The 21,097-nt window shown below is 46.0% G+C and carries 20 protein-coding genes; 18 read left to right on the top strand and 2 right to left on the bottom strand.

The window, feature by feature from the left end:
* The first annotated feature begins 2 nt into the window (after positions 1-2).
* From atpG to ACK1LH_RS19865, 14 genes are all read left to right on the top strand, one after another.
* Positions 3-863 (top strand): ATP synthase F1 subunit gamma, encoded by an 861-nt coding sequence (atpG, locus tag ACK1LH_RS19930; RefSeq protein WP_029566602.1) that lies wholly within the window; start codon positions 3-5, stop codon positions 861-863.
* 49 nt (positions 864-912) lie between these two features.
* A complete protein-coding gene (gene atpD, locus ACK1LH_RS19925; RefSeq protein WP_029283363.1) occupies positions 913-2,334 on the top strand; it encodes a F0F1 ATP synthase subunit beta in 1,422 nt (473 codons plus the stop codon).
* Between the two features lie 26 nt (positions 2,335-2,360).
* Positions 2,361-2,765 carry a F0F1 ATP synthase subunit epsilon gene (locus ACK1LH_RS19920; RefSeq protein WP_029283365.1) on the top strand — a complete coding sequence of 135 codons (405 nt, stop codon included), beginning with the start codon at positions 2,361-2,363 and terminating at the stop codon, positions 2,763-2,765.
* A gap of 296 nt (positions 2,766-3,061) precedes the next feature.
* Positions 3,062-4,009 (top strand): substrate-binding domain-containing protein, encoded by a 948-nt coding sequence (locus ACK1LH_RS19915; protein WP_411334130.1) that lies wholly within the window; start codon positions 3,062-3,064, stop codon positions 4,007-4,009.
* The gene (locus tag ACK1LH_RS19910; RefSeq protein WP_411334129.1) at positions 4,006-5,436 is read left to right on the top strand and encodes a sensor histidine kinase; all 1,431 of its coding nucleotides are present in this window, start codon (positions 4,006-4,008) and stop codon (positions 5,434-5,436) included. The genes ACK1LH_RS19915 and ACK1LH_RS19910 overlap by 4 nt, the downstream gene beginning before the upstream one ends.
* Before the next feature lie 5 nt (positions 5,437-5,441).
* A complete protein-coding gene (locus ACK1LH_RS19905) occupies positions 5,442-7,007 on the top strand; it encodes a response regulator (RefSeq protein ID WP_411334128.1) in 1,566 nt (521 codons plus the stop codon).
* Positions 7,008-7,092: 85 nt separating this feature from the next.
* Positions 7,093-7,758 carry a hypothetical protein gene (locus tag ACK1LH_RS19900; protein WP_051827359.1) on the top strand — a complete coding sequence of 222 codons (666 nt, stop codon included), beginning with the start codon at positions 7,093-7,095 and terminating at the stop codon, positions 7,756-7,758.
* A gap of 190 nt (positions 7,759-7,948) precedes the next feature.
* Positions 7,949-8,992 (top strand): D-xylose ABC transporter substrate-binding protein, encoded by a 1,044-nt coding sequence (gene xylF / locus ACK1LH_RS19895; protein WP_411334127.1) that lies wholly within the window; start codon positions 7,949-7,951, stop codon positions 8,990-8,992.
* 790 nt (positions 8,993-9,782) lie between these two features.
* Positions 9,783-11,306 carry a xylose ABC transporter ATP-binding protein gene (locus tag ACK1LH_RS19890; RefSeq protein WP_411334126.1) on the top strand — a complete coding sequence of 508 codons (1,524 nt, stop codon included), beginning with the start codon at positions 9,783-9,785 and terminating at the stop codon, positions 11,304-11,306.
* The gene (locus ACK1LH_RS19885; RefSeq protein ID WP_411334125.1) at positions 11,303-12,481 is read left to right on the top strand and encodes a sugar ABC transporter permease; all 1,179 of its coding nucleotides are present in this window, start codon (positions 11,303-11,305) and stop codon (positions 12,479-12,481) included. Before ACK1LH_RS19890 ends, ACK1LH_RS19885 begins: the two co-directional genes overlap by 4 nt.
* Before the next feature lie 212 nt (positions 12,482-12,693).
* Entirely contained in the window at positions 12,694-13,095 is a 402-nt protein-coding gene (locus ACK1LH_RS19880; RefSeq protein WP_411334124.1) for a VOC family protein, read from the top strand.
* A 97-nt stretch (positions 13,096-13,192) separates the two neighbouring features.
* Positions 13,193-13,711 carry a DinB family protein gene (locus ACK1LH_RS19875; RefSeq protein ID WP_029566611.1) on the top strand — a complete coding sequence of 173 codons (519 nt, stop codon included), beginning with the start codon at positions 13,193-13,195 and terminating at the stop codon, positions 13,709-13,711.
* A gap of 139 nt (positions 13,712-13,850) precedes the next feature.
* Positions 13,851-15,320 (top strand): methyl-accepting chemotaxis protein, encoded by a 1,470-nt coding sequence (locus tag ACK1LH_RS19870; RefSeq protein ID WP_411334123.1) that lies wholly within the window; start codon positions 13,851-13,853, stop codon positions 15,318-15,320.
* A gap of 79 nt (positions 15,321-15,399) precedes the next feature.
* Positions 15,400-15,672 (top strand): hypothetical protein, encoded by a 273-nt coding sequence (locus ACK1LH_RS19865; protein WP_029566613.1) that lies wholly within the window; start codon positions 15,400-15,402, stop codon positions 15,670-15,672.
* 68 nt (positions 15,673-15,740) lie between these two features.
* Here the strand turns inward: ACK1LH_RS19865 and ACK1LH_RS19860 are convergent, their stop codons facing one another.
* Complete coding sequence (locus ACK1LH_RS19860; protein WP_411334122.1) at positions 15,741-16,940, bottom strand: NAD(P)/FAD-dependent oxidoreductase; 1,200 nt, start codon at positions 16,938-16,940, stop codon at positions 15,741-15,743.
* A gap of 158 nt (positions 16,941-17,098) precedes the next feature.
* Here ACK1LH_RS19860 and ACK1LH_RS19855 point away from each other — a divergent pair, with 158 nt between their 5' ends.
* Entirely contained in the window at positions 17,099-18,085 is a 987-nt protein-coding gene (locus ACK1LH_RS19855) for a Gfo/Idh/MocA family protein (RefSeq protein ID WP_411334121.1), read from the top strand.
* A 181-nt stretch (positions 18,086-18,266) separates the two neighbouring features.
* Here ACK1LH_RS19855 and ACK1LH_RS19850 read toward each other — a convergent pair whose 3' ends face one another.
* Positions 18,267-18,770 carry a hypothetical protein gene (locus tag ACK1LH_RS19850; protein WP_411334120.1) on the bottom strand — a complete coding sequence of 168 codons (504 nt, stop codon included), beginning with the start codon at positions 18,768-18,770 and terminating at the stop codon, positions 18,267-18,269.
* A gap of 216 nt (positions 18,771-18,986) precedes the next feature.
* On the opposite strand from ACK1LH_RS19850, the gene ACK1LH_RS19845 reads away from it, so the two are divergent.
* Genes ACK1LH_RS19845 through ACK1LH_RS19835 form a run of 3 tightly spaced genes read left to right on the top strand, consistent with a single transcriptional unit; the run spans position 18,987 to position 21,095 of the window.
* On the top strand, positions 18,987-19,361 hold the full coding sequence (locus tag ACK1LH_RS19845; RefSeq protein ID WP_029566617.1) for an NADH-quinone oxidoreductase subunit A: 375 nt from the start codon (positions 18,987-18,989) through the stop codon (positions 19,359-19,361).
* Positions 19,352-19,873 carry a NuoB/complex I 20 kDa subunit family protein gene (locus ACK1LH_RS19840; RefSeq protein WP_029566618.1) on the top strand — a complete coding sequence of 174 codons (522 nt, stop codon included), beginning with the start codon at positions 19,352-19,354 and terminating at the stop codon, positions 19,871-19,873. Before ACK1LH_RS19845 ends, ACK1LH_RS19840 begins: the two co-directional genes overlap by 10 nt.
* The gene (locus tag ACK1LH_RS19835) at positions 19,863-21,095 is read left to right on the top strand and encodes an NADH-quinone oxidoreductase subunit C (protein ID WP_411334118.1); all 1,233 of its coding nucleotides are present in this window, start codon (positions 19,863-19,865) and stop codon (positions 21,093-21,095) included. The genes ACK1LH_RS19840 and ACK1LH_RS19835 overlap by 11 nt, the downstream gene beginning before the upstream one ends.
* Positions 21,096-21,097: the final 2 nt, after the last annotated feature.

Here is a 21,097-nt window from a genome sequence, read left to right as displayed (position 1 = left end):
CTTTGGCATCATTACGCGACATTAAATCAAGAATCACCTCAACAAAGAAGACGAGCCAGATTACAAAGGCGATGGAGATGGTTTCAGCAGCGAAGCTGAACCGTGCCGAAAACAATGCGAAGTCATTTGTGCCTTACATGGATAAGATTCAAGAGGTGGTTGCAAACATCGCTCTTGGCAGCACGGGTGTATCCCATCCAATGCTTGTCAGCCGTCCGGTGAAGAAAACGGCTTACCTCGTCATTACGTCTGACCGCGGACTTGCAGGTGCTCTCAACAGTAACGTTCTTCGTACTGTGTACCAGGCAATCCAAAAGCGCCATTCGTCAAAAGATGAGTATGCTGTTATCGCTATGGGTAAGATCGGACGCGAATTCTTCAAGAAACGAGGCGTGCAAATCGCTCTTGAAGTAACAGGCATTGCAGACGACACGTCGTTTGCCGAGATTAAAGATCTTGCAGCAAATACTGTAAATATGTTCAATGATGGAACATTTGACGAAATCTATGTGTACTACAACCATTTCGTAAGTGTCATCCAGCAGGACGTAACAGAGAAAAAGCTTCTTCCTCTTTCTGACATTGAAGTGACATCAGCAAAGAAAACATCTTATGAATTCGAACCTTCTGAGGAAGAGATTTTAGAAGTGTTATTACCACAATATGCTGAAAGTCTCATCTACGGAGCACTTTTAGACAGCAAAGCTTCGGAGCATGCTGCCCGTATGACGGCAATGAAAAATGCGACGGACAATGCAAAAGAACTTATCAACAGTCTTACTCTTTCATACAACCGTGCACGTCAGGCTGCGATCACTCAGGAAATTACGGAGATCGTCGGCGGAGCTGCGGCACTCGAATAGAAATTATGCCCATTAAGGGCTTTCAGACAGCAAGTTAGGAGGGAAAACGATGAATAAAGGACGCGTTACTCAAGTTATGGGTCCGGTTGTTGACGTAAAGTTCCAAAGCGGTCAGCTTCCTGAAATCTATAACGCCCTTAAAGTTACTTTCCAAGGACGCACTGAAGGCGAAGCTGCGTCAGAATTAACATTGGAAGTTGCCCTTCACCTAGGTGACGACACAGTTCGTACCGTTGCGATGGCATCAACAGACGGCCTTGTTCGCGGAAGTGAAGTACTGGATACAGGTGCTGCAATCTCTGTACCTGTTGGAGACGTTACACTTGGACGTGTATTCAACGTACTTGGAGACAATATCGATTTGGATGCAGCAATTCCTGCTGAATCTCGTCGTGATCCAATCCACAGACAGGCACCAAAATTCGATCAGCTTTCTACTGAGGTAGAAATTCTTGAAACTGGAATTAAAGTAGTTGACCTTCTTGCTCCATACATCAAAGGCGGAAAAATCGGTCTTTTCGGTGGTGCGGGTGTAGGTAAAACAGTACTTATCCAGGAGCTTATCAACAACATCGCTCAGGAGCATGGCGGTATCTCTGTATTCGCCGGCGTAGGTGAGCGTACTCGTGAAGGAAACGACCTTTACCATGAAATGACAGACTCTGGTGTTATCAAGAAGACTGCCATGGTATTCGGACAGATGAATGAGCCGCCTGGCGCACGTATGCGTGTTGCACTTACAGGTCTTACAATGGCTGAATTCTTCCGTGATGACCAAGGACAAGACGTTCTTTTCTTCATGGATAACATCTTCCGTTTCACGCAAGCAGGTTCAGAGGTATCAGCCCTTCTTGGCCGTATGCCTTCTGCGGTAGGTTACCAGCCGACACTTGCAACTGAAATGGGTCAGCTTCAGGAGCGTATCACGTCTACTAACGTTGGTTCTGTTACATCGATCCAGGCGATCTATGTACCTGCCGATGACTATACGGATCCGGCTCCTGCAACAACATTCGCTCACTTGGATGCAACAACGAACCTTGAGCGTAAACTATCTGAAATGGGTATCTACCCGGCGGTGGATCCGCTTGCTTCGACATCACGCGCATTGTCTCCTGAAATTGTTGGAGAAGAGCACTATGCGGTTGCACGTCAAGTACAGCAAACACTGCAGCGTTACAAAGAACTTCAGGATATCATTGCCATCCTTGGTATGGATGAGCTTTCTGATGAAGATAAATTAGTCGTGCACCGTGCACGCCGAGTTCAATTCTTCTTATCCCAAAACTTCCACGTTGCTGAGCAGTTTACTGGTCAAGCAGGTTCTTACGTTCCTGTTAAAGAAACAGTTAAAGGCTTCAAGGAAATCCTTGAAGGCAAATACGACCATCTTCCTGAAGATGCATTCCGTCTCGTAGGACGCATTGAAGATGTAATCGAAAGTGCGAAGAGCATGGGTGTAGAAGTCTAATTTTGGGACGCAGGAGGGTATAGAGTATGAAGACAGTACAAGTCAATGTCGTTACTCCCGATGGCCCAGTTTACGATGCAGACGTCGAAATGGTAAGTGTAAAAGCTCAAAGCGGTGAGCTTGGAATCTTGCCAGGTCATATTCCGCTGGTAGCTCCTCTTCAAATCGGAGCAGTCCGGTTGAAAACAGGAAAATCCACGGAACTCGTGGCTGTTAGCGGCGGCTTTTTAGAAGTACGGCCTGACAAAGTCACAATCTTGGCACAGGCTGCCGAGACTGTAGAAGATATTGATCTAACTCGTGCACAAGCAGCAAAGGACCGCGCTGAAGAACGTCTGAACACAAACAAAGACGACATCGATTTCAAGCGCGCCGAGCTTGCACTGCGCCGGGCAATGAATCGTATTAACGTATCACAGAATAAGATTTGACATATAACCCTCGGGATTCCCGGGGGTTTTTGTTTTGGGCTGAATTTGAAAGGATTCCCCACTAGTTTCCTCGCTGGCTTGTTAGGGCATAAGTTTGGCTTGTTAGATGGCAGTTTTGGCTTGTTAAACAACTGGTTTGGATTGTTAGCAGCCTGTTTTGGACCGTACCCGTTCAAAATTGGACTGTTTCCCAAAGCAGCAGCCCCAAATATGATCACAACGCTAAAAATAAAAGCGTTTACAATACCGGCCAATCCCTTATAATGAATGAAAAGTCCTATAAATATGGTGATTTCATGAAACGTCGTATAAAACTGGTTCTATTTGCTTTTATTCTTCTTTCTCTTTTTCCAATCTATCAGCTATTTCAAATCTATCAATCGAGTCAATCGTTTTCTGCGCAGGCTGAAGCGGAGGAGTACCGGTACCGGCTGGTGCTGATCTCTCCCTTTCTTGGCGATGCCTACTGGAATCAGGTGATCACAGGGGTAGAATCGGCCGCCGTTCAGGCTAAGGTCAGCCTCGACATTAAAGGGACCAATCTGCCTGATAACGAAGAGCTGCAAAAAGCGATGAATATGGCCATCTCCTCCAAGGTTGACGGCATCTTGCTGCTCGGCATTGACGATGCTTCTTTTAAAGAGACGATCCAAAAGGCCACGGTACAGGGGATTCCGGTGGTGACAATCATGGCTGACCTGCCTGACAGTCTCCGGAAATCCTACATCGGATCCAATCACTATGAGACCGGCCTCGAGCTTGGAAACTACTTAAAAAAGACACTTTCAGTCAATGAAACCATCGGCATCATCAAAGGGAACATGGTGACATCTATTGAAAACGAAAGAATGAAAGGGCTGATGGACAGCCTTAAGGGATCCTCTATTAAACTGGCTGAGACCAATAAGCAGCATGCAGAGGACCAGACCAATGAGCTCCTCAATCAGTACCCGTCCATGAAGGTGCTGATAGGGACGGGAGTGGATGACGGGGACATCATCGTCCGGACAATTGAAGCGAGATCGGCCCTTTCGGGGTTTAAGGTCTATACATTTGATAATACCCAGGAAACGATGAATCTTTTGCGGAGCGGAAAGATTGAAGGCACAATCAGCCACAGTCATGCCTTAATGGGTGAAAAAGGCGTCGAAACCATGGTGAAATGGCTTGAAAAGAAGGACCTGCCTCTGCCCGTCACGACTTACACCAAAACAGGGGTCATGACGGAGGGAAGCAGACCGTGACGAGAATTCAGAGAAAAATCCTCACGATGTCGCTCATCATTATCATGATCATGGGCGCCTTCTGGACAGCCATCAGCTATATTAACCAGAAATCTATTTATGAGTACAACAATATTCTTGAACGGTATTTGCTGTTAAATCATGTCTCGACGACTAGCCAGACCGCGCTTGCAAAGCTCAGCCAGTATGTCAGCACACCTTCTCCTGCCAATCAGGCAAGCTATGAGATGCACCGCAAAAGACTGAACGACTCTAAAAAAAAGCTGGATCAGCTTAAAAACCAGGCGAATGCGATTGCTTTAACAGATTATATTTTCATGCTAGACAGCCAGATTGAGGCGATGGATTTAACGATGATGATGCATAAGCTCGATAAGCGCCAGAACTCGCAGGCTGCCTACGATGAAGCGCTGCAGATTTCCAAATTCATCGATGAAACGACGCTGCTGCTGTTTAAAAAAGAACTGACGAATCAGAAGCAATTTTATGAATCGATGATTGAAGTCACAAGCAGGCTCCGGTCTCTCGGCCTCTGGATTCTCGGGATCGTTCTGATCATTTCGATTGGATTTTCGTACTGGTTCTCAAAAGGCATCACCCGCTCGATCTATCTTTTAACTCAAGGGGCAAAAGAGGTGGCGGCGGGGAACTTTGATCATCCGATCAGGGTTAAAAGCAACGATGAAATATCGTTTTTGGCCAAGACGTTTGACAGAATGCGTGAAAACATCAAAGAGCTGGTTGCCGAAATTCAGGAGAAAGCCAAGCTTGAAAAAGAAATCAAAGAGTATCAGCTGCTTTTAAAAGAAAGTGAGTTAAAGAGGCTGCACAATCAGATCAATCCGCATTTCCTGTTCAATACGCTGAATACCCTGTCGAAAAAAGCCTATTTGGAGAATGCCCTAGAGACCAGCGACTTAATATCGACAGTCGCAAACCTTCTGAGGTATAACCTCCGAAGTGTTGATGAAAATGTATCGCTCAAGGATGAGCTTGAACTTGTAAAGGAATACTTGACGATTTTAAAAGCGCGGTTCTCATCACGGATTTCCTATGATTTTACAATTGAAGAAGCCTGCCTGGACTATGAAGTTCCGCCGTTTTTTCTGCAGCCGATTGTTGAGAACGCGTTTAAATACGGTGTGGAGCCTTTTGAGGAAGGCGGATACATTGGAATAAAGGTGTTTAGAGAGGACGGAGAGGTTGTTGTTTCCGTGGAAGACCATGGCCTTGGGATGACGGATTCCGTGAAGGAGCAGGTGCTGTCGGAGCAGCAGACAGGGATCATTCAAAGCAAATCAACCGGAATCGGCCTGAGAAACGTTGTACAGAGACTGCGCCTTTTTACAAATAAACGGGATGTGATGAACATTCAGTCGTCTGCTGAGGGCACTGTCATCGCCGTCAAATTTCCTTCAGAGGAGTGAAAGAGATGAAGCTCTTAATCACGGAAGATGAAGAGATTGAAAGAATTGCGTTAAAGAAAATCATTGAAACAGAATTCAGAGACATTCAAATTGTCGGGATGGCGGAAAACGGCAGGAGAGCGATTGAACTTGCGGCAGAGCATAAGCCTGACATTCTGCTCATGGATATAAAAATGCCCGGCATCAATGGTCTTGAAGCCATCAAGGAAATCCAGAAAATCGTGCCGGACGCTAAAATCCTGATTGTATCGTCCTACGATACGTTTGACTATGCCCAGCAGGCGCTGCGGCTCGGGGTAAAGGATTATCTGCTGAAGCCGAGCAAGCGGGAGGTCATTCTCTCTACCATTCAAAAGGTCATTGATGATATTAAAAAAGACAGGCTCGAATCCGAACGAAAGCAGCAAACAGAAGAACGCATGCAGAAAATGATACCGATCGTAGAGGCGGACCTCGTCACACAGCTTTTATTTGACCATGTTCACGACGTTCATCTCCATGAATGCATGGGCCTATTGAATGTTGATCAGAAGCAGCCATCCTATGTGATCCTCATTCACTTTTCCCAGGATACGCTCACCGGACGGCTCGAGCAAATGTACGGAGAGCTGAAACGGACCATTCAGCTGCATACAAAAGGCTGGGTAGGGCCGATGTCCGGCCTGCAGGTGCCGATTATTGTGTTTGCAGAAGGAGAGATTCACCAGTACCGCCGGAACGCGGTATCGCTCGTGCAAAAAATCCTGCATAACCTAAGCGGTGTATTTTCTGCATCAGCAGCGATTGGAATCGGCAAGGCCTACCCTGCGCTCGAGCAAATCAGACAGTCGTACTACGAAGCGCTCCGTGCCTCTATATCAGCAGGTTCTAAAGCAAGATACAGCTTTTACAGCGATATCATTTCCAACGAAAGAATCAAAGACAGAGACATGCACCACATTGAAGAGCTGATTCTCGAGGAATTACGGATCGGGGAGTGGGAAGGAGTGCGCAGTCATTTTCAGGCAATGACCGCTTATTTTGAGAAATTTCAGCACCCCCTTGCTGAAGCAGAGCAAAAAGTCTATGACACGATGACATTAATGATTCGCTACTTGGATGAAATGGGCTTTGTGATCAGAAAGCCAGTCTTTTCATTCAGCGCAGCCTCTTATTTGCAAATGAAAACAGAAGTGAATTTTATCCTGGAAGATGTCATGAGCCAATACAAGCGGGTGACTGAAAATCTTCAGGAGGATATCCCGAACCGCATGAAGCAGCATATCAGGAAAAACTGCCACACCGATTTGTCGCTTGAGGCAATGGCAAAGGAATTTAACCTATCTCCGCAGTACGTGAGCAAGATTTTCAAAGAAGAACTCGGCATCAGCTATATCGATTATTTGACAAAATGCCGGATTGAAAAAGCAAAAAAGCTGATGGAAAAAGGCTCCCGCAGCTTAAAGGAAATTGCTTTTGAGGTCGGCTATAACGACCCGAACTACTTCAGCAGAGTATTTAAAAAAGTATGCAAAAAATCTCCCAGTCAGTATAAGGATTCGCTGGTCTCTATCGGACAAAAAGATAAGTGATTGGGAGTTTCTTCTTAACGAAACTCCTTTCTTTTTTGTTACACTGTAAAGAGCAATTCTTATAAATGGAGTGGGAGTTAATCAAGTGAAAAATTTCTTAATGGCCGCTATCGGTCTTGTCATAATAGGAAGTATTGTTTTAATTTTTGGAATGAGCATGCAGCCGGAAAAAGCAGAGCCGGAAAAGCAAGAAGCTGCACAGAAAACAGAAGAGCCTTTCGCAAATGCGAAAGAGTATTTAGAAGACCCGGACAGCTATATGGAAGAGCTGGATGAAAAGTATAAGCCTGAGCTTGAAGGTGATCATCATGCAGAAGAGAAGCCGGATGATTATTACCAGAATCAAAAAAATGAACTACTGAAGATGGATACAATCATTCTTACAAATGAAAATTACACCTCCGTCCTGGATGTTCTGGACCGTTTTCCGAAAGAATTTGAGGGGAAACAGATTGAACTGACTGGATTTGTCCACCGGGAAAAGGATTTTAAACAGACACAGTTTGTCGTTGCAAGAAGCGGTGATCCGTGCTGCAAAGATGAACATGACGGGTTATACGGTCTTTTTTCCGCGACAGAAAATGCAGCGGATTTTAACGACCGTCAGTGGGTCAGTGTCTCGGGAGAGCTGCAGACTACTGTGTATTCATCCACTGAGATTCCCTATCTGCAAATTAAAGAAATCTCAAAAATAGATCCTCCTTCACAGCCATATGTTTATGAGGAAAAAGAAGAGGCTCATTCTCATTGACCGGCAAAGACTGTACCGCTAATAAACAATTGGAGGTACAGTCTTTTTTAGGAGAAAAGAAAGCGGTTACTATCATTCTGAAAATAATGCTATATATCTTAAAAAAGTACAGAAATCACATTAAATAAACCGCTTACAAAGGTGATAAAGTTAGTCTTGTAAGATTGAAATTCCAAGGGGGAATGGGGAAATGAAGAAAGGGTTAATGCTACTAATGCTGATGATGTTTGTGTTTGGTCTTACTGCTTGTGTCAGCTCCGGCTCAGAGCCAACCAAAGGCGACGGCGAAAAGGCGGGCAAGGATGATGAGCTTGTCATCGGATTCTCAATGGACACGCTTGAAGAAGAACGCTGGCAGCGCGACCGTGATCTATTTGTGGCAAAAGCTGAGGAGCTTGGCGCAAAAGTAAATGTTCAATCAGCAAACGGGGACGATGCGAAACAAATTGCACAGGCTGAAAACCTGATCAGCCAGGGTGTAGACATTCTGGTAGTGGTGCCTCATAACGCTGAGGTTGCCGCGTCCATCGTAGAAATGGCTCACCAGGAAGATGTGAAAGTCATCTCATATGACCGTCTGATTAAAAATTCGGATGTTGATCTCTATGTATCCTTTGACAATGAGCGTGTAGGAGAAATGCAGGCAACAGCCATCACTGAGCTAGTTCCCAAAGGGAACTATGTACTGATTGAAGGCGCGGATACAGACAACAATGCCCATCTTTTCAAAAAGGGGCAAATGAACGTCCTGCAGCCTCTAATTGACAGCGGCGACATTAAAGTCGTCTATGACCAGTGGACAGAAGAGTGGGATCCGGCAAATGCCCTTGCCAATATGGAAAATGCTCTTACAGCGAACAACAACAAAGTCGATGCTGTTGTAGCAGCAAATGACGGTACGGCAGGCGGTGTGATTCAGGCTCTTGCTGCACAAGGTCTTGCAGGAAAGATTCCAGTTTCAGGACAGGATGCCGAGCTTGCGGCTGCACAGCGGATCGTAGAAGGCACACAGACGATGACGGTTTACAAGCCAATCAACCTGATTGCAGAAACCGTTGCTGACCTTGCAGTGAAAATGGCCAATGGCGAAGAGGTTGAAACAAACGGTAAAGTGAACAATGGAAAAATCGATGTCCCATCACTTCTGCTTGACCCGGTACCGGTAAACAAAGACAACATCGATGACACCATCATTAAAGACGGGTTTCATAAGAAAGAGGATGTGTACAAGTAAAGGGCTGGGGCACAAGAAAGACCAGGGCGCAGCCACAAATCCAATCGGTGGGTAAGCAAAAGTGACATCACTCCGGCGAGTGCCGCCACAAATCCAGTCGTTGGGTATGCAAAAGTGGCACCACTCCGGCGAGTGCCGCCACAAATCGTGTCTGTGGGTGTCCAAAAGTGGCATCACTCAGGCAAGTGCCGCCACAAATCGTGTCTGGTGGTATGTGAAAGTGGCACCACTCAGGCAAGTGCCGCCACAAATCAGGTCTGGTGGTATGTGAAAGTGGCACCACTCAGGCGAGTGCCGCCACAAATTGTGTCTGTCGGTATGCAAAAGTGGCATCACTCAGGCAAGTGCCGCCACAAATCTTGTCTGGTGGTATGTGAAAGTGGCACCACTCAGGCAAGTGCCGCCACAAATCGTGTCTGTGAGTATACAAAAGTGGCACCACTCAGGCAAGTGCCGCCACAAATCAAGTCTGTGAGTATGCAAAAGTGGCATCACTCAGGCAAGTGCCGCCACAAATCGTGTCTGTAAGTATGCAAAAGTGGCATCACTAAGGCGAGTGCCGCCACAAATCGTTTCTGGTGGTATGTGAAAGTGGCACCATTCAGGCAAGTGCCGCCACAAATCCAGTCGTTGGGTATGCAAAAGTGGTAACACTCAGGCGAGTGCCGATCCTCTGCATACCCAACGCAAGCGTGAAACCTTTAAAGCTGTACCATACATTGAAAAATGCGGAATTCTCGATAATTCCGCATTTTTTTCTAGACATTTTAATGAATTGGAGGGGGAAGTCGTGTCATCTGTTCTTGAAATGACGAGTATTACGAAAGAATTTCCAGGCGTGAAGGCTCTTGATGACGTCACGTTTCAAGTGGAAAAAGGCGAAATCCATGCGCTCTGCGGAGAGAACGGTGCCGGAAAATCCACGCTTATGAAGGTGCTGAGCGGGCTGTATCCTTCAGGCTCTTACTCAGGCGAGATAACGCTGGACGGAGAAGTGCAGTCTTTTAAAACGATTAAGGATGCAGAAAAAGCGGGCATCTCCATCATTTATCAGGAGCTCGCTCTTGTCCGGCAAATGACGGTGGCAGAAAATCTCATTCTCGGCAATGAGCCCGCAACCTTCGGCATTATCGATCAAAATAAGATGATTCAGATGTGCGAGAAATGGCTTGCTGAGGTCGGTCTGAAAGGCGTAAGCCCCGATACAATTACCGGAACACTCGGCATCGGCCAGCAGCAGCTTGTCGAAATTGCAAAGGCTCTTTCAAAAAAGGCCAAGATCCTGATTTTAGATGAACCGACTGCTGCACTGACTGAACAGGAAGTCAAAATTCTGCTTGCGATCCTAAAAGAATTCAGGGAGCGGGGCGTCACCTGCATCTACATCTCCCACAAGCTCGGAGAAGTGTTTGATATTGCCGATACGATCACGGTTCTCCGCGACGGAAAAACGGTCACTTCCCAAAAAACGGCCGATCTCACGGAAGACAAAGTCATCGCATACATGGTGGGACGCGAAATCAAAGACCGCTATCCCCGTATGGCCGCAAACCCGAAAGAGACCATTCTGAAGGTTGAGGACTACACGGTTTATCATCCTGATATGCCAGGGAAAAAAGTCATTGATTCCGTCTCATTCCAAGTGAAAAAAGGAGAAATCCTTGGGATTGCAGGGCTGATGGGTTCAGGAAGAACGGAGCTTGTGATGAGCTTGTTCGGCGCTTACGCGGGCTATTCAGAAGGCAGTGTGGAGATCGACGGGAAGAGTGCGAATAACAAATCCGTCAAGCAGGCAATCGAAAACGGACTTGCGCTCGTATCGGAGGACCGGAAAAAATTCGGACTTGTCCTGAACATGGATATCCAGAACAACGTGACGCTTCCGAGCCTGAGGCGCGTCTCATCCCTCGGCGTCATCAACCGGAATGAAGAAATCCGCAGCGGGAACCAGTATTTAAAACAGCTGAGAATAAAAGCGCCATCTGTTGAAACAGTCACCGGCACACTGAGCGGGGGGAACCAGCAGAAGGTTGTCATTGGAAAATGGCTGATGACGAAACCTAAAATTTTGATCCTTGATGAACCGACGAGGGGAATTGACGTTGGAGCGAAGCTTGAAATCTATCACATTATGAATGAGCTCGTAAACGAGGGAGTGGCCATCATCATGATTTCGTCTGAGCTGCCTGAAGTACTTGGCATGAGCAACAGAATTCTGGTGATGTCAGAAGGGAAATTCACAGGTGAATTCCATGCAGAAAATGCCACCCAGGAAAACATTATGAGAGCAGCGACAGGAGGACTTGCAGGATGAGCACAAATCCCGAAACCGTGAAACAGCCAGCAGTAAAAGAAAAGAAAATCAATTTGTTTACAATCGATATCCGCGCTTACTCCATGATTGGCGCCCTTCTCATCATCTGGATTTTATTTTCCGTCTTAAATGATACCTTTCTTACCCCGCGGAACTTATCCAATCTCTTTTTGCAGATGTCCGTAACGTCGATCCTTGCAATAGGAATGGTCCTGATCATCGTGTCCGGACAGATTGACCTCTCAGTCGGCTCGCTTGTCGGACTGACGGGAGGCGTAGCAGCGATCCTGAACGTCTGGCTTGGCTGGGATACGATACCCGTTATTATTGCAACAGTGGTATTGGGTGCGCTGATTGGTCTATGGCAGGGCTGGTGGATTGCATACAGGGCCGTACCTGCCTTTATCGTCACACTCGGAGGGATGCTTATTTTCCGGGGAATACTGACCGGTATAACCGGAAGCATGACGGTAGCTCCGCTTTCACCCAGCCTCAAAATCATCGGACAGGGATATGTGACGCCTGCTGCAGGTCTTATCATGGGAGCTATTGCGTTTATCCTTGCCGTGTACTTTTTGATCAGACAAAGAAACGCGCGCATCAAGTATGGATTTGATGTTCTTTCCATGAACTGGACGCTGATTGCTTCAGTGGGCCTCGGACTTCTGATTTTTACGTTCATTTACTTGATGAATCAGTACCAGGGAATTCCGGTGCCATTTATCACGGTCATCATACTCGCTGTTCTTTTTCACTTTATCGCCAAAAAGACGGTATTCGGCAGACAGGTGTATGCCATTGGGGGCAATCCCGAAGCCGCTGTGCTCTCAGGCATTAACATAAAGCGCAGAATTCTCCTCGTTTTTGTTCTTGGAAATACACTTGCAGCCATCGCAGGTCTTGTCCTGACGGCTCGTGTTAACGCGGCAACCGTTGGAGCAGGAAACATGTATGAGCTCGATGCAATCGCAGCCTGCGTTATCGGGGGCACAAGCTTGATGGGCGGAATCGGAACCATCCCGGGAGCGATCATTGGAGCACTCGTAATGGCGAGCCTGGATAACGGCATGAGCATCATGAACATTGATGCGTACTGGCAGCTGATTGTAAAAGGAAGTATTCTGGTTCTTGCGGTTTGGTTTGATATCTATAGCAGGAATAAAAAGAAGCGCTGAATGAGTAACAGGGACGGCTCAAAGGTGAAAGACAGTGAAGCGCAAAATAATCCGCACACCATTTAACGGTTATAATGGTGTGCTTTTTCATTTATATCATTAAAGCAGGATATTATGATTATGCTAAAATGGAAATATAAGTTATTTAATTAGAGGGCAGGAATGTTAAACAAGGAATAGTTTTAATTCTTCAATTAAGGAGGGAATATACATTGATTTTTGAAGTGACTTATCAAGTCCGTGTATCTGATTTTACCGAAGGGTTAAAGTGGTACAAAGTTTTATTAAATAAAGACCCTGATTTTATACCACATGAAGGATTTGCGGAATGGGAGATTATTCCCGGGTGCTGGCTTCAGGTTTCTGAAGGCACAACGACCGAAGGGAGTGGACCAATTCGTTTTGGAGTATTGTCAATTGAAAACGAAAAAAGTAGAATGAGCAAAAAATTAAATGTCGATTCTTTTGAAATATTTTCTAGAGAAGAAGTCCCCGTTAGATGGTCTACATTTAATGACCCTTGGGGAAATCGAATTGGTTTTTTTGAATACATAAATAAGCATGAAGAAAGTAATAGGGTCAAAACTATATTAGAAAATAGACTAGAAATATAAAATTCGTTTCTGCAGCACAGTGTAATTGCCTTTTCAAATTAAGGAATTGTGCAGTCTAGTTATATCTGTATTAAAAAGAAAAGTGGGTGCTTTTTTAGTGGATTATAAGATTACTGAGTTACAAGGTTTTACACATCAAATAGGTCATTTGGTTTCACAGATGGAATATGCTAGAAAAACAACTTTAGAGGCTGTAAATGGTTTAACTGTTGAAGAGTTAGACTTTTTGCCAAACAAGGATTCTAATAGCATAGGAGCATTGTTATTACATATTGCTGCAATTGAAAAGGGATTTCAAATCGAGATTTTTGATGGTAGAACCCCGAATCAAAAAGAGATGGCTGAATGGGGAGACCCATATAATCTTGGTGAAAAAGGGAGGCAAAATATTAGAGGTAACGCCTTAGATTTTTACATTACAAAACTTGAAGAAGTACGAAAAAGAACTCTAAGGGAATTTGCGAAATTAAATGATCAATGGCTGTATGAAAATAGATTATGGGATAACCATCCATCTAATCATTATTTTATCTGGTTTCATGTCTTTGAAGATGAAATTAACCATAGAGGTCAAATTAGAATACTTAAAAAAATGTTGTCAGTTAGATCAAATTAGTTTTTCAGTTAAATGGGCTTTAATGGAATAAGATAAGGAACTCCAGTTTCATTTGGAGTTCTTTTTTTCGTTATATAAAAAATCTGTAAGCGCTGTCGATATAGTAAGTAAACCAACTTGAACACAGGGGAGAACATGTATGACAGCGATTGAAAAGGTAAAACACGATGATTTATTGAGCAAAAACAAGCTGATGCTGTTTACGTTTGGAGCGTCATCTTTATTTGCACTGATTTACGTCCTGGTCACGGGGCAGATGGAGCAGGTACCGATCTATTCAGCTGACTGTGTGCTACTGATCGGTTTTTATGTTTTGTTCCGTTATTTGAAAAGGGACAGGCTGTTCCCGTACTTCACTGTTGTGATGATTTATCTTCTTGCATGCGCCTCAGTCTTTATAACCGGCGCGAATCTTGCACTTATTACAGTCCTCTTTTTTCAGGCCGTTTTTTCAGCGGTGCCTTACTACTCTACAGTTTTTGCAACTGGATTTGGCCTTGGCCTAGTGACCCTTTTTGTCAATGCATCGGTGCCCTCTGCAGAACAGGAAATCATTTCAGGCAGCATGGGCGCCATTGTTCTTGCCTATCTTTTAACAGGGGTCCTGCTTGGCGTGCTCATCCATCTGAATAAAAAACAGTTCAAGGTCCTGCAGCAGTTCATAGCGGATGCCGAAGCTGAAGCAGGCCGAAAAGAAGAACAGAGACATAAGCTTGAACAGGCCGCTTCCCGGATTGCTGACAGTGTGTCCAAAGCGAACGAGAGAGTGCAGATGAATACACGCGCCCAGGCAGAAATGACGATTGCCATTAATGAAGTTTCTGCCGGCAGCCAGATCCAGAGCGAGCAAATCAGTGAAATTGCGGAAAGTGCCCACAACAACATGCTTTCCATGAACGAGCTGAACGAGATTTCTTCCCTGTTGAACGAAGACTCCAGACAGGCCAGCCGCATTGCGGACAGGAGCGGTGAAAAAGTGAGCAGGCTGATGACAGAAATGAATGAACTGAATCAAATCGTGACGGCTTTAAATACGACGTTTAAAAACCTGAACCTGAAGATTGAAGAAACCAATCAGTTCACAAACACAATCCGCCAGATTACTGAACAGACAAATCTTCTGGCATTAAATGCATCAATCGAAGCGGCAAGAGCGGGAGAGGCCGGCAAAGGATTTTCGGTCGTTGCCCAGGAAATCCGCAAGCTTGCCGAATTAACGAATGATGCCAATAAAAAAATCACGGAAAATCTGAAACAGGTGAATCAAACGAGCGGGGAAGCAGAAGAAAAAATGGCGGCAAGCAGCGCCAACCTGCTGACAAGCCTCGAGGCAACCCGGGAAGTCCACGAGAATTTCCAGCAGCTGAAAGAGAAATTGGCCAATATGACAGAAAGCTTCACAGGCTTTGAAGCTATCTCTGGTGACGTAGAGACAAACACGGCAAATGTCGAGCGTTCAACCAATGAACTTGCGGCGATCATTGAGCAGGCCTCCGCCAGCATGCAGGAGATGAGTGCGACGATTGAAACCCTCAGTGATGATAATAAAAAAATCGCAGACCTTATGAACGAAACGGCTTTAAGTGCCGAATCGATCCTGAAATCGTAAGCCCCCATGTTTTGCAATTTGATAAGCGGGTAAAAGTAAGAAACACTTAAAAATATGCAAAACGGAAGGAGCATCAAGCATGAGACAAAAAGCATTAATTTCAGGCATTGCGATCTCGACAGTCGGAGTCGGCGTCACATCCTATTTACTGAAGGACAAAGCAAACCGTGAAAAGGTAACGGAATTTGTACAAAGCACGAAAAATAAAATTCCTTATTTCTCGCGCAAAAACACAGATTCATTCCCTGTTGAAAAAGCGGGACATCCGGATCCGGAAGACATCGATGACAACACAATGGTCTCAGAAGGCTCCATGTATCCCGTTCAATATTATGATGAAAAGCAAAAATGATGGAAAAGCCGGCCTTGTGCCGGTTTTTTGCTGCAGAAAAACACAAAAAAGGAAAGCCGCAGCTTTCCCTATCTGTCCAGCCGGACAATGTCTGCATCCGGATGGGACTGGTATAAAATCAGATCTTTGATGATTTCTGCTCCAAGCATCGAATAGACCGTGCCGTTGCCGCCGAACCCTAGACAATAGTAGATATTGTCTTTTTTCGGATGCTGTCCGATGAAGGGAAGGCCATCATCTGATTCGCCGAAGCTTGCTCCCCAGGCGGAGTCGACCTCCATGTCATATGAAGGATAATGCTCCTTGATTTTATCTAGCAGGCGCCGGCCGCGCTCGCGGATGATGTCATCATTGCTCGGAGCTTCCATCTTGTCTTCATCAAGTCCGCCGGCAACGATTCTTCCGTCGACCGTTGTCCTCATATAAAAGTAGGGCCGTTTCGTCTCCCAGATTAAGCTTTTATCCTCCCACTTTTCTAAAGAGGCAACAGGTGTTGTGGCAATCGCATATGTTCTGTTTACATCCGCACCCAGCTTTTTGGCAAATGGTATCGTTTCATACCCGGTTGAGTAAACGACATTCTTTGCCCGGATGGTTCCGTGCGGAGTGTGCATAACGACATACTCTCCCTCGCGGTCACCCTCTTCAACAGCCGTGTTCTCATAAATTTGCACGCCGCGGGTATGGGCATCTTCGAGCAGGGTCTGAGCAAATTTGTATGGATTTACCTCTGCATCCCCGCCAGTCAGAAGCGCAGCAGGCTTTTTAAAACCAAACCGTTCTTCAATCTCATCTTCTTCTAAAAAAGAGACTGGAAACCCATGCTTGGAAAGCGCCTTGAACTCTTTTTTCAGCTTTGACACATCTCCTGAGTCGCTCGCATAATACAGGCTTTTCCGTCTGTTAAATTCGACCGGCTTAGACAGGCTCCTTGCCGTTTTCTCAAGCTCGTCCACCGCTTTTAAGCACATCTTATAAAAACGCACGGCCTGATCCTTGCCGATTTCCTTTATAAATTCATGCAGCATTTTGTCATTTGAAAATTGAAGCAGCCCGGTGTTGGCAGACGAACTTCCGCTTCCCACAATTCTTTTTTCAACGAGCACGGTTTTCAGATTATAGGCAGAAAGAGTGTGGGCGCACAAGGCGCCGGACATCCCCCCGCCAACAATGAGAACATCGCATGTAAGGGATTCGCGGAGCTCGGGATATTTTTGTGTACTGCTGATCGTTTTTGGCCAATAAAGTGAACCATTATGCAGTTTCATTCATTTTCCTCCTAGAAGTCATACAGGGATATTCCCTCTTTTATCCAGACGGGAAACCTTTTTGTGCGCTTTTCTTTTCATTTTATCCAAATAAGGAAAAGGAAATCAGCGGTGCGAAACGGAAATAGTATAGGGACAACGTTTAGGAGGGAACAGACATGATAAAAGCAGCGATGCTGAGCAAGTGGCACGTGCATGCCGTTGATTATGCACGGGATATACATAACAGTTCGAAAGTGGAAATTGCGATGGTCTGGGATGAAGACAAAGAGCGCGGAGTGAAGTGGGCAAATGAACTTGGAGTGCCGTTTGAGGCGAGCCTCGAGGCAGTTCTCGGGAACCAGGAAATTAAGGGAGTCGTGGTAGACACTCCGACAAATATGCATAAGGAAGTCATTGTGAAGGCAGCAGAACACGGTAAGCACATTTTCACAGAAAAAGTGCTTGCACTGACAGCAGCAGACTGCAAAGAAATTTTCAAGGCGGTAGAGGAAGCAGGAGTTTCCCTGGTTGTTTCTATGCCAAGACTGAGCACGGACTATTACCTTTATGCTGAAAAAGCGGTAAAGGAAGGCCTGCTCGGAGAAGTGAAAAACGCGAGATGCCGTGTAGCCCATAACGGATCGGTTCCAACAGCAGAAAATCCGCAGGGATGGCTGCCTGAACACTTCTACAACGCCGAGCAATGCGGCGGCGGTGCGCTGATCGACCTTGGTGCACATCCTATCTATTTAATGAACCGGCTTGCGGGAAAACCGAAAGAAGTTTCCGCGCATTTTGATTATGTATACGGCAAGGAAGTGGAGGACCAGGCCTCGGTGCTTGTCACGTATGAGAACGGTGCCACAGCCGTCCTGGAAACATCGTTCGTTTCATTTGGCAGTCCGTTTTCCCTGGAACTTTACGGAACAGAAGGATGTCTCCTGATTCAGGACGGGAAAATTGAGCTTCGGAATGCAGAAGGCGTCCGCATTGTGGAGAATCTGCCTGAAGAATTGCCGATTCCAATGGAGCAATGGGCGGATTCGATCCTGTCTGATGCAGCGCCATTCATTACGAATGAGGATGCCCTGTTCCTGACCGCAGTTAATGAAGCGGCGATCAAGTCCAATGCAGAAAAGCGCAGAGTGGCCGTCGAATGCTAAAAGAATCCGGCCGGAAATCGTTATTCCGGCCGGATTTGCTCCTTTTTTGAAAAAATAGTGCTGATAGAGAGCCTATTTGAGCGCCTAACAATCCAAACTCGTGCTCTAACAATCCAAATCAGCATTCTAACGATCCAAAAACCGGGTCTAACAATCCCGCGCACAAAAAAGAACCAAACACTCAGTTTGGTCCCAGCTTTTTGCTTTTTCGCTCATATTTTTGATACATCTCATATATCTTCTGCTCAGACGCATCTTTCGCAGACATAAAATGATTCTCAAACAGATTTGAAAAGTACGTGACGGTGCGCCCGCACTGGATTCCTGACACATACGCATTCTCTGTGAACGAGTATTCCTTCACAGCCCATGCAGCATGATCAAGATGTATCACTGCCACCTCACCAAAGTAAATGCTCATGCATTCCTCAAGATCGGCAACCGTTAGTTGAAAATCACGGAATTTATTTTCTTTAAAAAAAGAAAAGTAGACTTCTTCAAGTTCAATCAAACTTTTTGGAGAAAAGGTTAATGGTAAGCCAAGTTCTGCATATATATCTTCTAAAAGAGACAAGTTCTCTTTCCGCTGTTCATAAAAATAGATTTTAGCCGCTTCTTCTGATTCAAACACAGGCAGATTTTTGCCGTAATCTGTTTCAAAGTCATGCTGATATGATTCTGGCATTCTGTCACCTCGCGTCTTTTATTCATGAGCTAGTATAACATCCTGAAGGCCATAAATGAGCAGCTTACAGCAATGCTACAAAAGAGGATGAAACTGGATATGCTCTTATGAAAATATCCCTTATCGACACGTTTTGGGCAACAGTGTTATAATGTTAGCGGTTACATTTTGAATATTAGAAAAGTTTCACCAACTTTCACATAACGGGGGAAAGGGATGGAATCACTCAACGTCTATTTGAATAACTACTTAATTGTTGTTGTTTTCCTGCTGCTTGGTATTCTGCTGCCGGTCGTGGCACTTGGAATCGGCCGGGTTTTGAGGCCGCACAAGCCTAGTGAGGCAAAAGCTACTACTTACGAGAGCGGGATTGATCCATTTCATGATTCACGCGTTCAATTTAACGTCCGGTACTATATGTTTGGTCTGATGTTTGTCATTTTTGACGTAGAAACGGTGTTTTTGTATCCGTGGGCTGTCGCGTATGAGAAGCTTGGTGTTTTTGCTCTGATTGAAATGCTTATTTTTGTCATCATGCTCGTGATCGGGCTAGTCTACGCATGGAAGAAGAAGGTGCTGAAATGGACTTAAAGCTAACGAATATCCCTCAGGATGAATTGGAAGAACTCAAGCGCAGCGTCTTTTTGACGACACTTGAGGATTTAAAGGGCTGGGCGAGAAGCAATTCACTCTGGCCGCTGACATTCGGCCTTGCATGCTGTGCCATCGAAATGATGGGTGTCGGCTCATCACACTATGACCTCGACCGTTTTGGCTCGTTTTTCAGAACGTCGCCCCGGCAATCGGATGTCATGATCGTGTCAGGGACCGTTACGAAAAAAATGGCCCCGGTCTTAAAACGTCTGTACGACCAGATGCCTGAACCGAAATGGGTCATTGCCATGGGTTCTTGTGCAACAGCAGGCGGACCGTACATCAAATCCTACGCCGTCGTAAAAGGGGTCGACCAGATCGTGCCGGTTGACGTCTATATCCCGGGCTGTCCGCCTAATCCTGCCGCCCTCATCTACGGAATCAACAAGTTGAAAGAAAAAATCCGTTACGAGGCAAAAACAGGGAGTGAGATAATCCATGAGCGATGAAAAGGACCTCCAGCAGCAAAAGAGAGAAGCCGCTCAAAAGGCAAAGGAGGCTGCCCTGAAAAAGCTTGCTGAAAAGCAGGCCGGAAACGCACCCGCAAGCGAAGACTCTCTAGCCAAACAAAAGGCCGCCGCAGCCGCCAAAGCAAAAGCCGCCGCACTCGCTAAGCAGAAAGCGAAAGAAGCGGGCGGAAGCGAATTATCAGGAGACGACCTGGCATTAGCGAAGCAAAAAGCTGTCGCAGCCGCCAAAGCAAAAGCCGAAGCCATCGCGAAGCAAAAAGCGAAAGAAGCGGGGGAAAGCGAATCCTTAGGAGACGACAAGGCATTAGCAAAACAAAAAGCTGCCGCAGCAGCAAAGGCAAAAGCCGCAGCACTTGCCAAGCAGAAAGAGAAAGAAGCGGGAGAAAGCGATACTCCAGGAGACGACCTCGCATTAGCAAAGCAAAAAGCCGTTGCCGCAGCAAAGGCGAAAGCCGCCGCACTCGCCAAGCAGAAAGCGAAAGAAGCGGGGGGAAGCGAATCATCAGGAGATGACCTTGCATTAGCAAAGCAAAAAGCAGTCGCAGCCGCCAAAGCAAAAGCCGCTGCAGCCGCAAAGGCAAAAGCATCCCGTGAAAACTTGTCAGAAGACGACCTGGCGAAAGAAAAGGCAAAAGCGATTGCAGCTGCCAAGGCAAAGGCTGCCGCTGCTGCTAAAGCGAAGCAGATGGCAGTCAAGGAAGAACCGCAGCAAGAAGAACCCTCACCGAATGAACCGATCCTGCAGAAATACATCAACGTCATTGAAACGCATCTTGGCCGGGGTGTCCTGGAAGAGTCAGGCATCAATAGGCTGTCGAAAGATGTTCCTACCCTTACTGCAAAGAAAGAATCCTATTTTACGATAGCAAAACTGCTGAAAGAGCAGGAAGAATTACAGTTTGATTATGTGTCCGAACTGCATGGAACCGACTTTCAGACCCATATGGAAATCTACGCGTACCTCTTTTCCTATACACACAGGCACACCGTTGTGCTGAAGGTGAAGCTTGACCGGGACCAGCCAGAAATCCAGTCGCTTGTGCCTCTTTGGAAAGGCGCGGACTGGCCTGAGCGCGAGGCCTACGACCTGCTCGGCATCCGCTTTACGGACCATCCGAATTTAACGAGAATCATGATGCCGGATGACTGGGTCGGGCATCCTCTCAGAAAAGATTATGAACCTTATGATGTGGAGGTGTAGCT

It is taken from the genome of Metabacillus indicus (genome assembly GCF_046603695.1).
In the GTDB taxonomy this organism is placed as follows: Bacteria; Bacillota; Bacilli; order Bacillales; family Bacillaceae; genus Bacillus_P; species Bacillus_P indicus.
Note: the sequence above shows the minus strand (reverse complement) of the source record. Positions and strands in the feature narration are given on the sequence as shown.

Coding starts and splice junctions, on each gene's coding strand:
- atpD (WP_029283363.1), top strand. CDS start 913: ATGAATAAAGGACGCGTTACTCAAGTTATGGGTCCGGTTGTTGACGTA.
- ACK1LH_RS19920 (WP_029283365.1), top strand. CDS start 2,361: ATGAAGACAGTACAAGTCAATGTCGTTACTCCCGATGGCCCAGTTTAC.
- ACK1LH_RS19915 (WP_411334130.1), top strand. CDS start 3,062: ATGAAACGTCGTATAAAACTGGTTCTATTTGCTTTTATTCTTCTTTCT.
- ACK1LH_RS19905 (WP_411334128.1), top strand. CDS start 5,442: ATGAAGCTCTTAATCACGGAAGATGAAGAGATTGAAAGAATTGCGTTA.
- xylF (WP_411334127.1), top strand. CDS start 7,949: ATGAAGAAAGGGTTAATGCTACTAATGCTGATGATGTTTGTGTTTGGT.
- ACK1LH_RS19885 (WP_411334125.1), top strand. CDS start 11,303: ATGAGCACAAATCCCGAAACCGTGAAACAGCCAGCAGTAAAAGAAAAG.
- ACK1LH_RS19870 (WP_411334123.1), top strand. CDS start 13,851: ATGACAGCGATTGAAAAGGTAAAACACGATGATTTATTGAGCAAAAAC.
- ACK1LH_RS19865 (WP_029566613.1), top strand. CDS start 15,400: ATGAGACAAAAAGCATTAATTTCAGGCATTGCGATCTCGACAGTCGGA.
- ACK1LH_RS19860 (WP_411334122.1), bottom strand. CDS start 16,940: ATGAAACTGCATAATGGTTCACTTTATTGGCCAAAAACGATCAGCAGT.
- ACK1LH_RS19855 (WP_411334121.1), top strand. CDS start 17,099: ATGATAAAAGCAGCGATGCTGAGCAAGTGGCACGTGCATGCCGTTGAT.
- ACK1LH_RS19850 (WP_411334120.1), bottom strand. CDS start 18,770: ATGCCAGAATCATATCAGCATGACTTTGAAACAGATTACGGCAAAAAT.
- ACK1LH_RS19845 (WP_029566617.1), top strand. CDS start 18,987: ATGGAATCACTCAACGTCTATTTGAATAACTACTTAATTGTTGTTGTT.
- ACK1LH_RS19840 (WP_029566618.1), top strand. CDS start 19,352: ATGGACTTAAAGCTAACGAATATCCCTCAGGATGAATTGGAAGAACTC.
- ACK1LH_RS19835 (WP_411334118.1), top strand. CDS start 19,863: ATGAGCGATGAAAAGGACCTCCAGCAGCAAAAGAGAGAAGCCGCTCAA.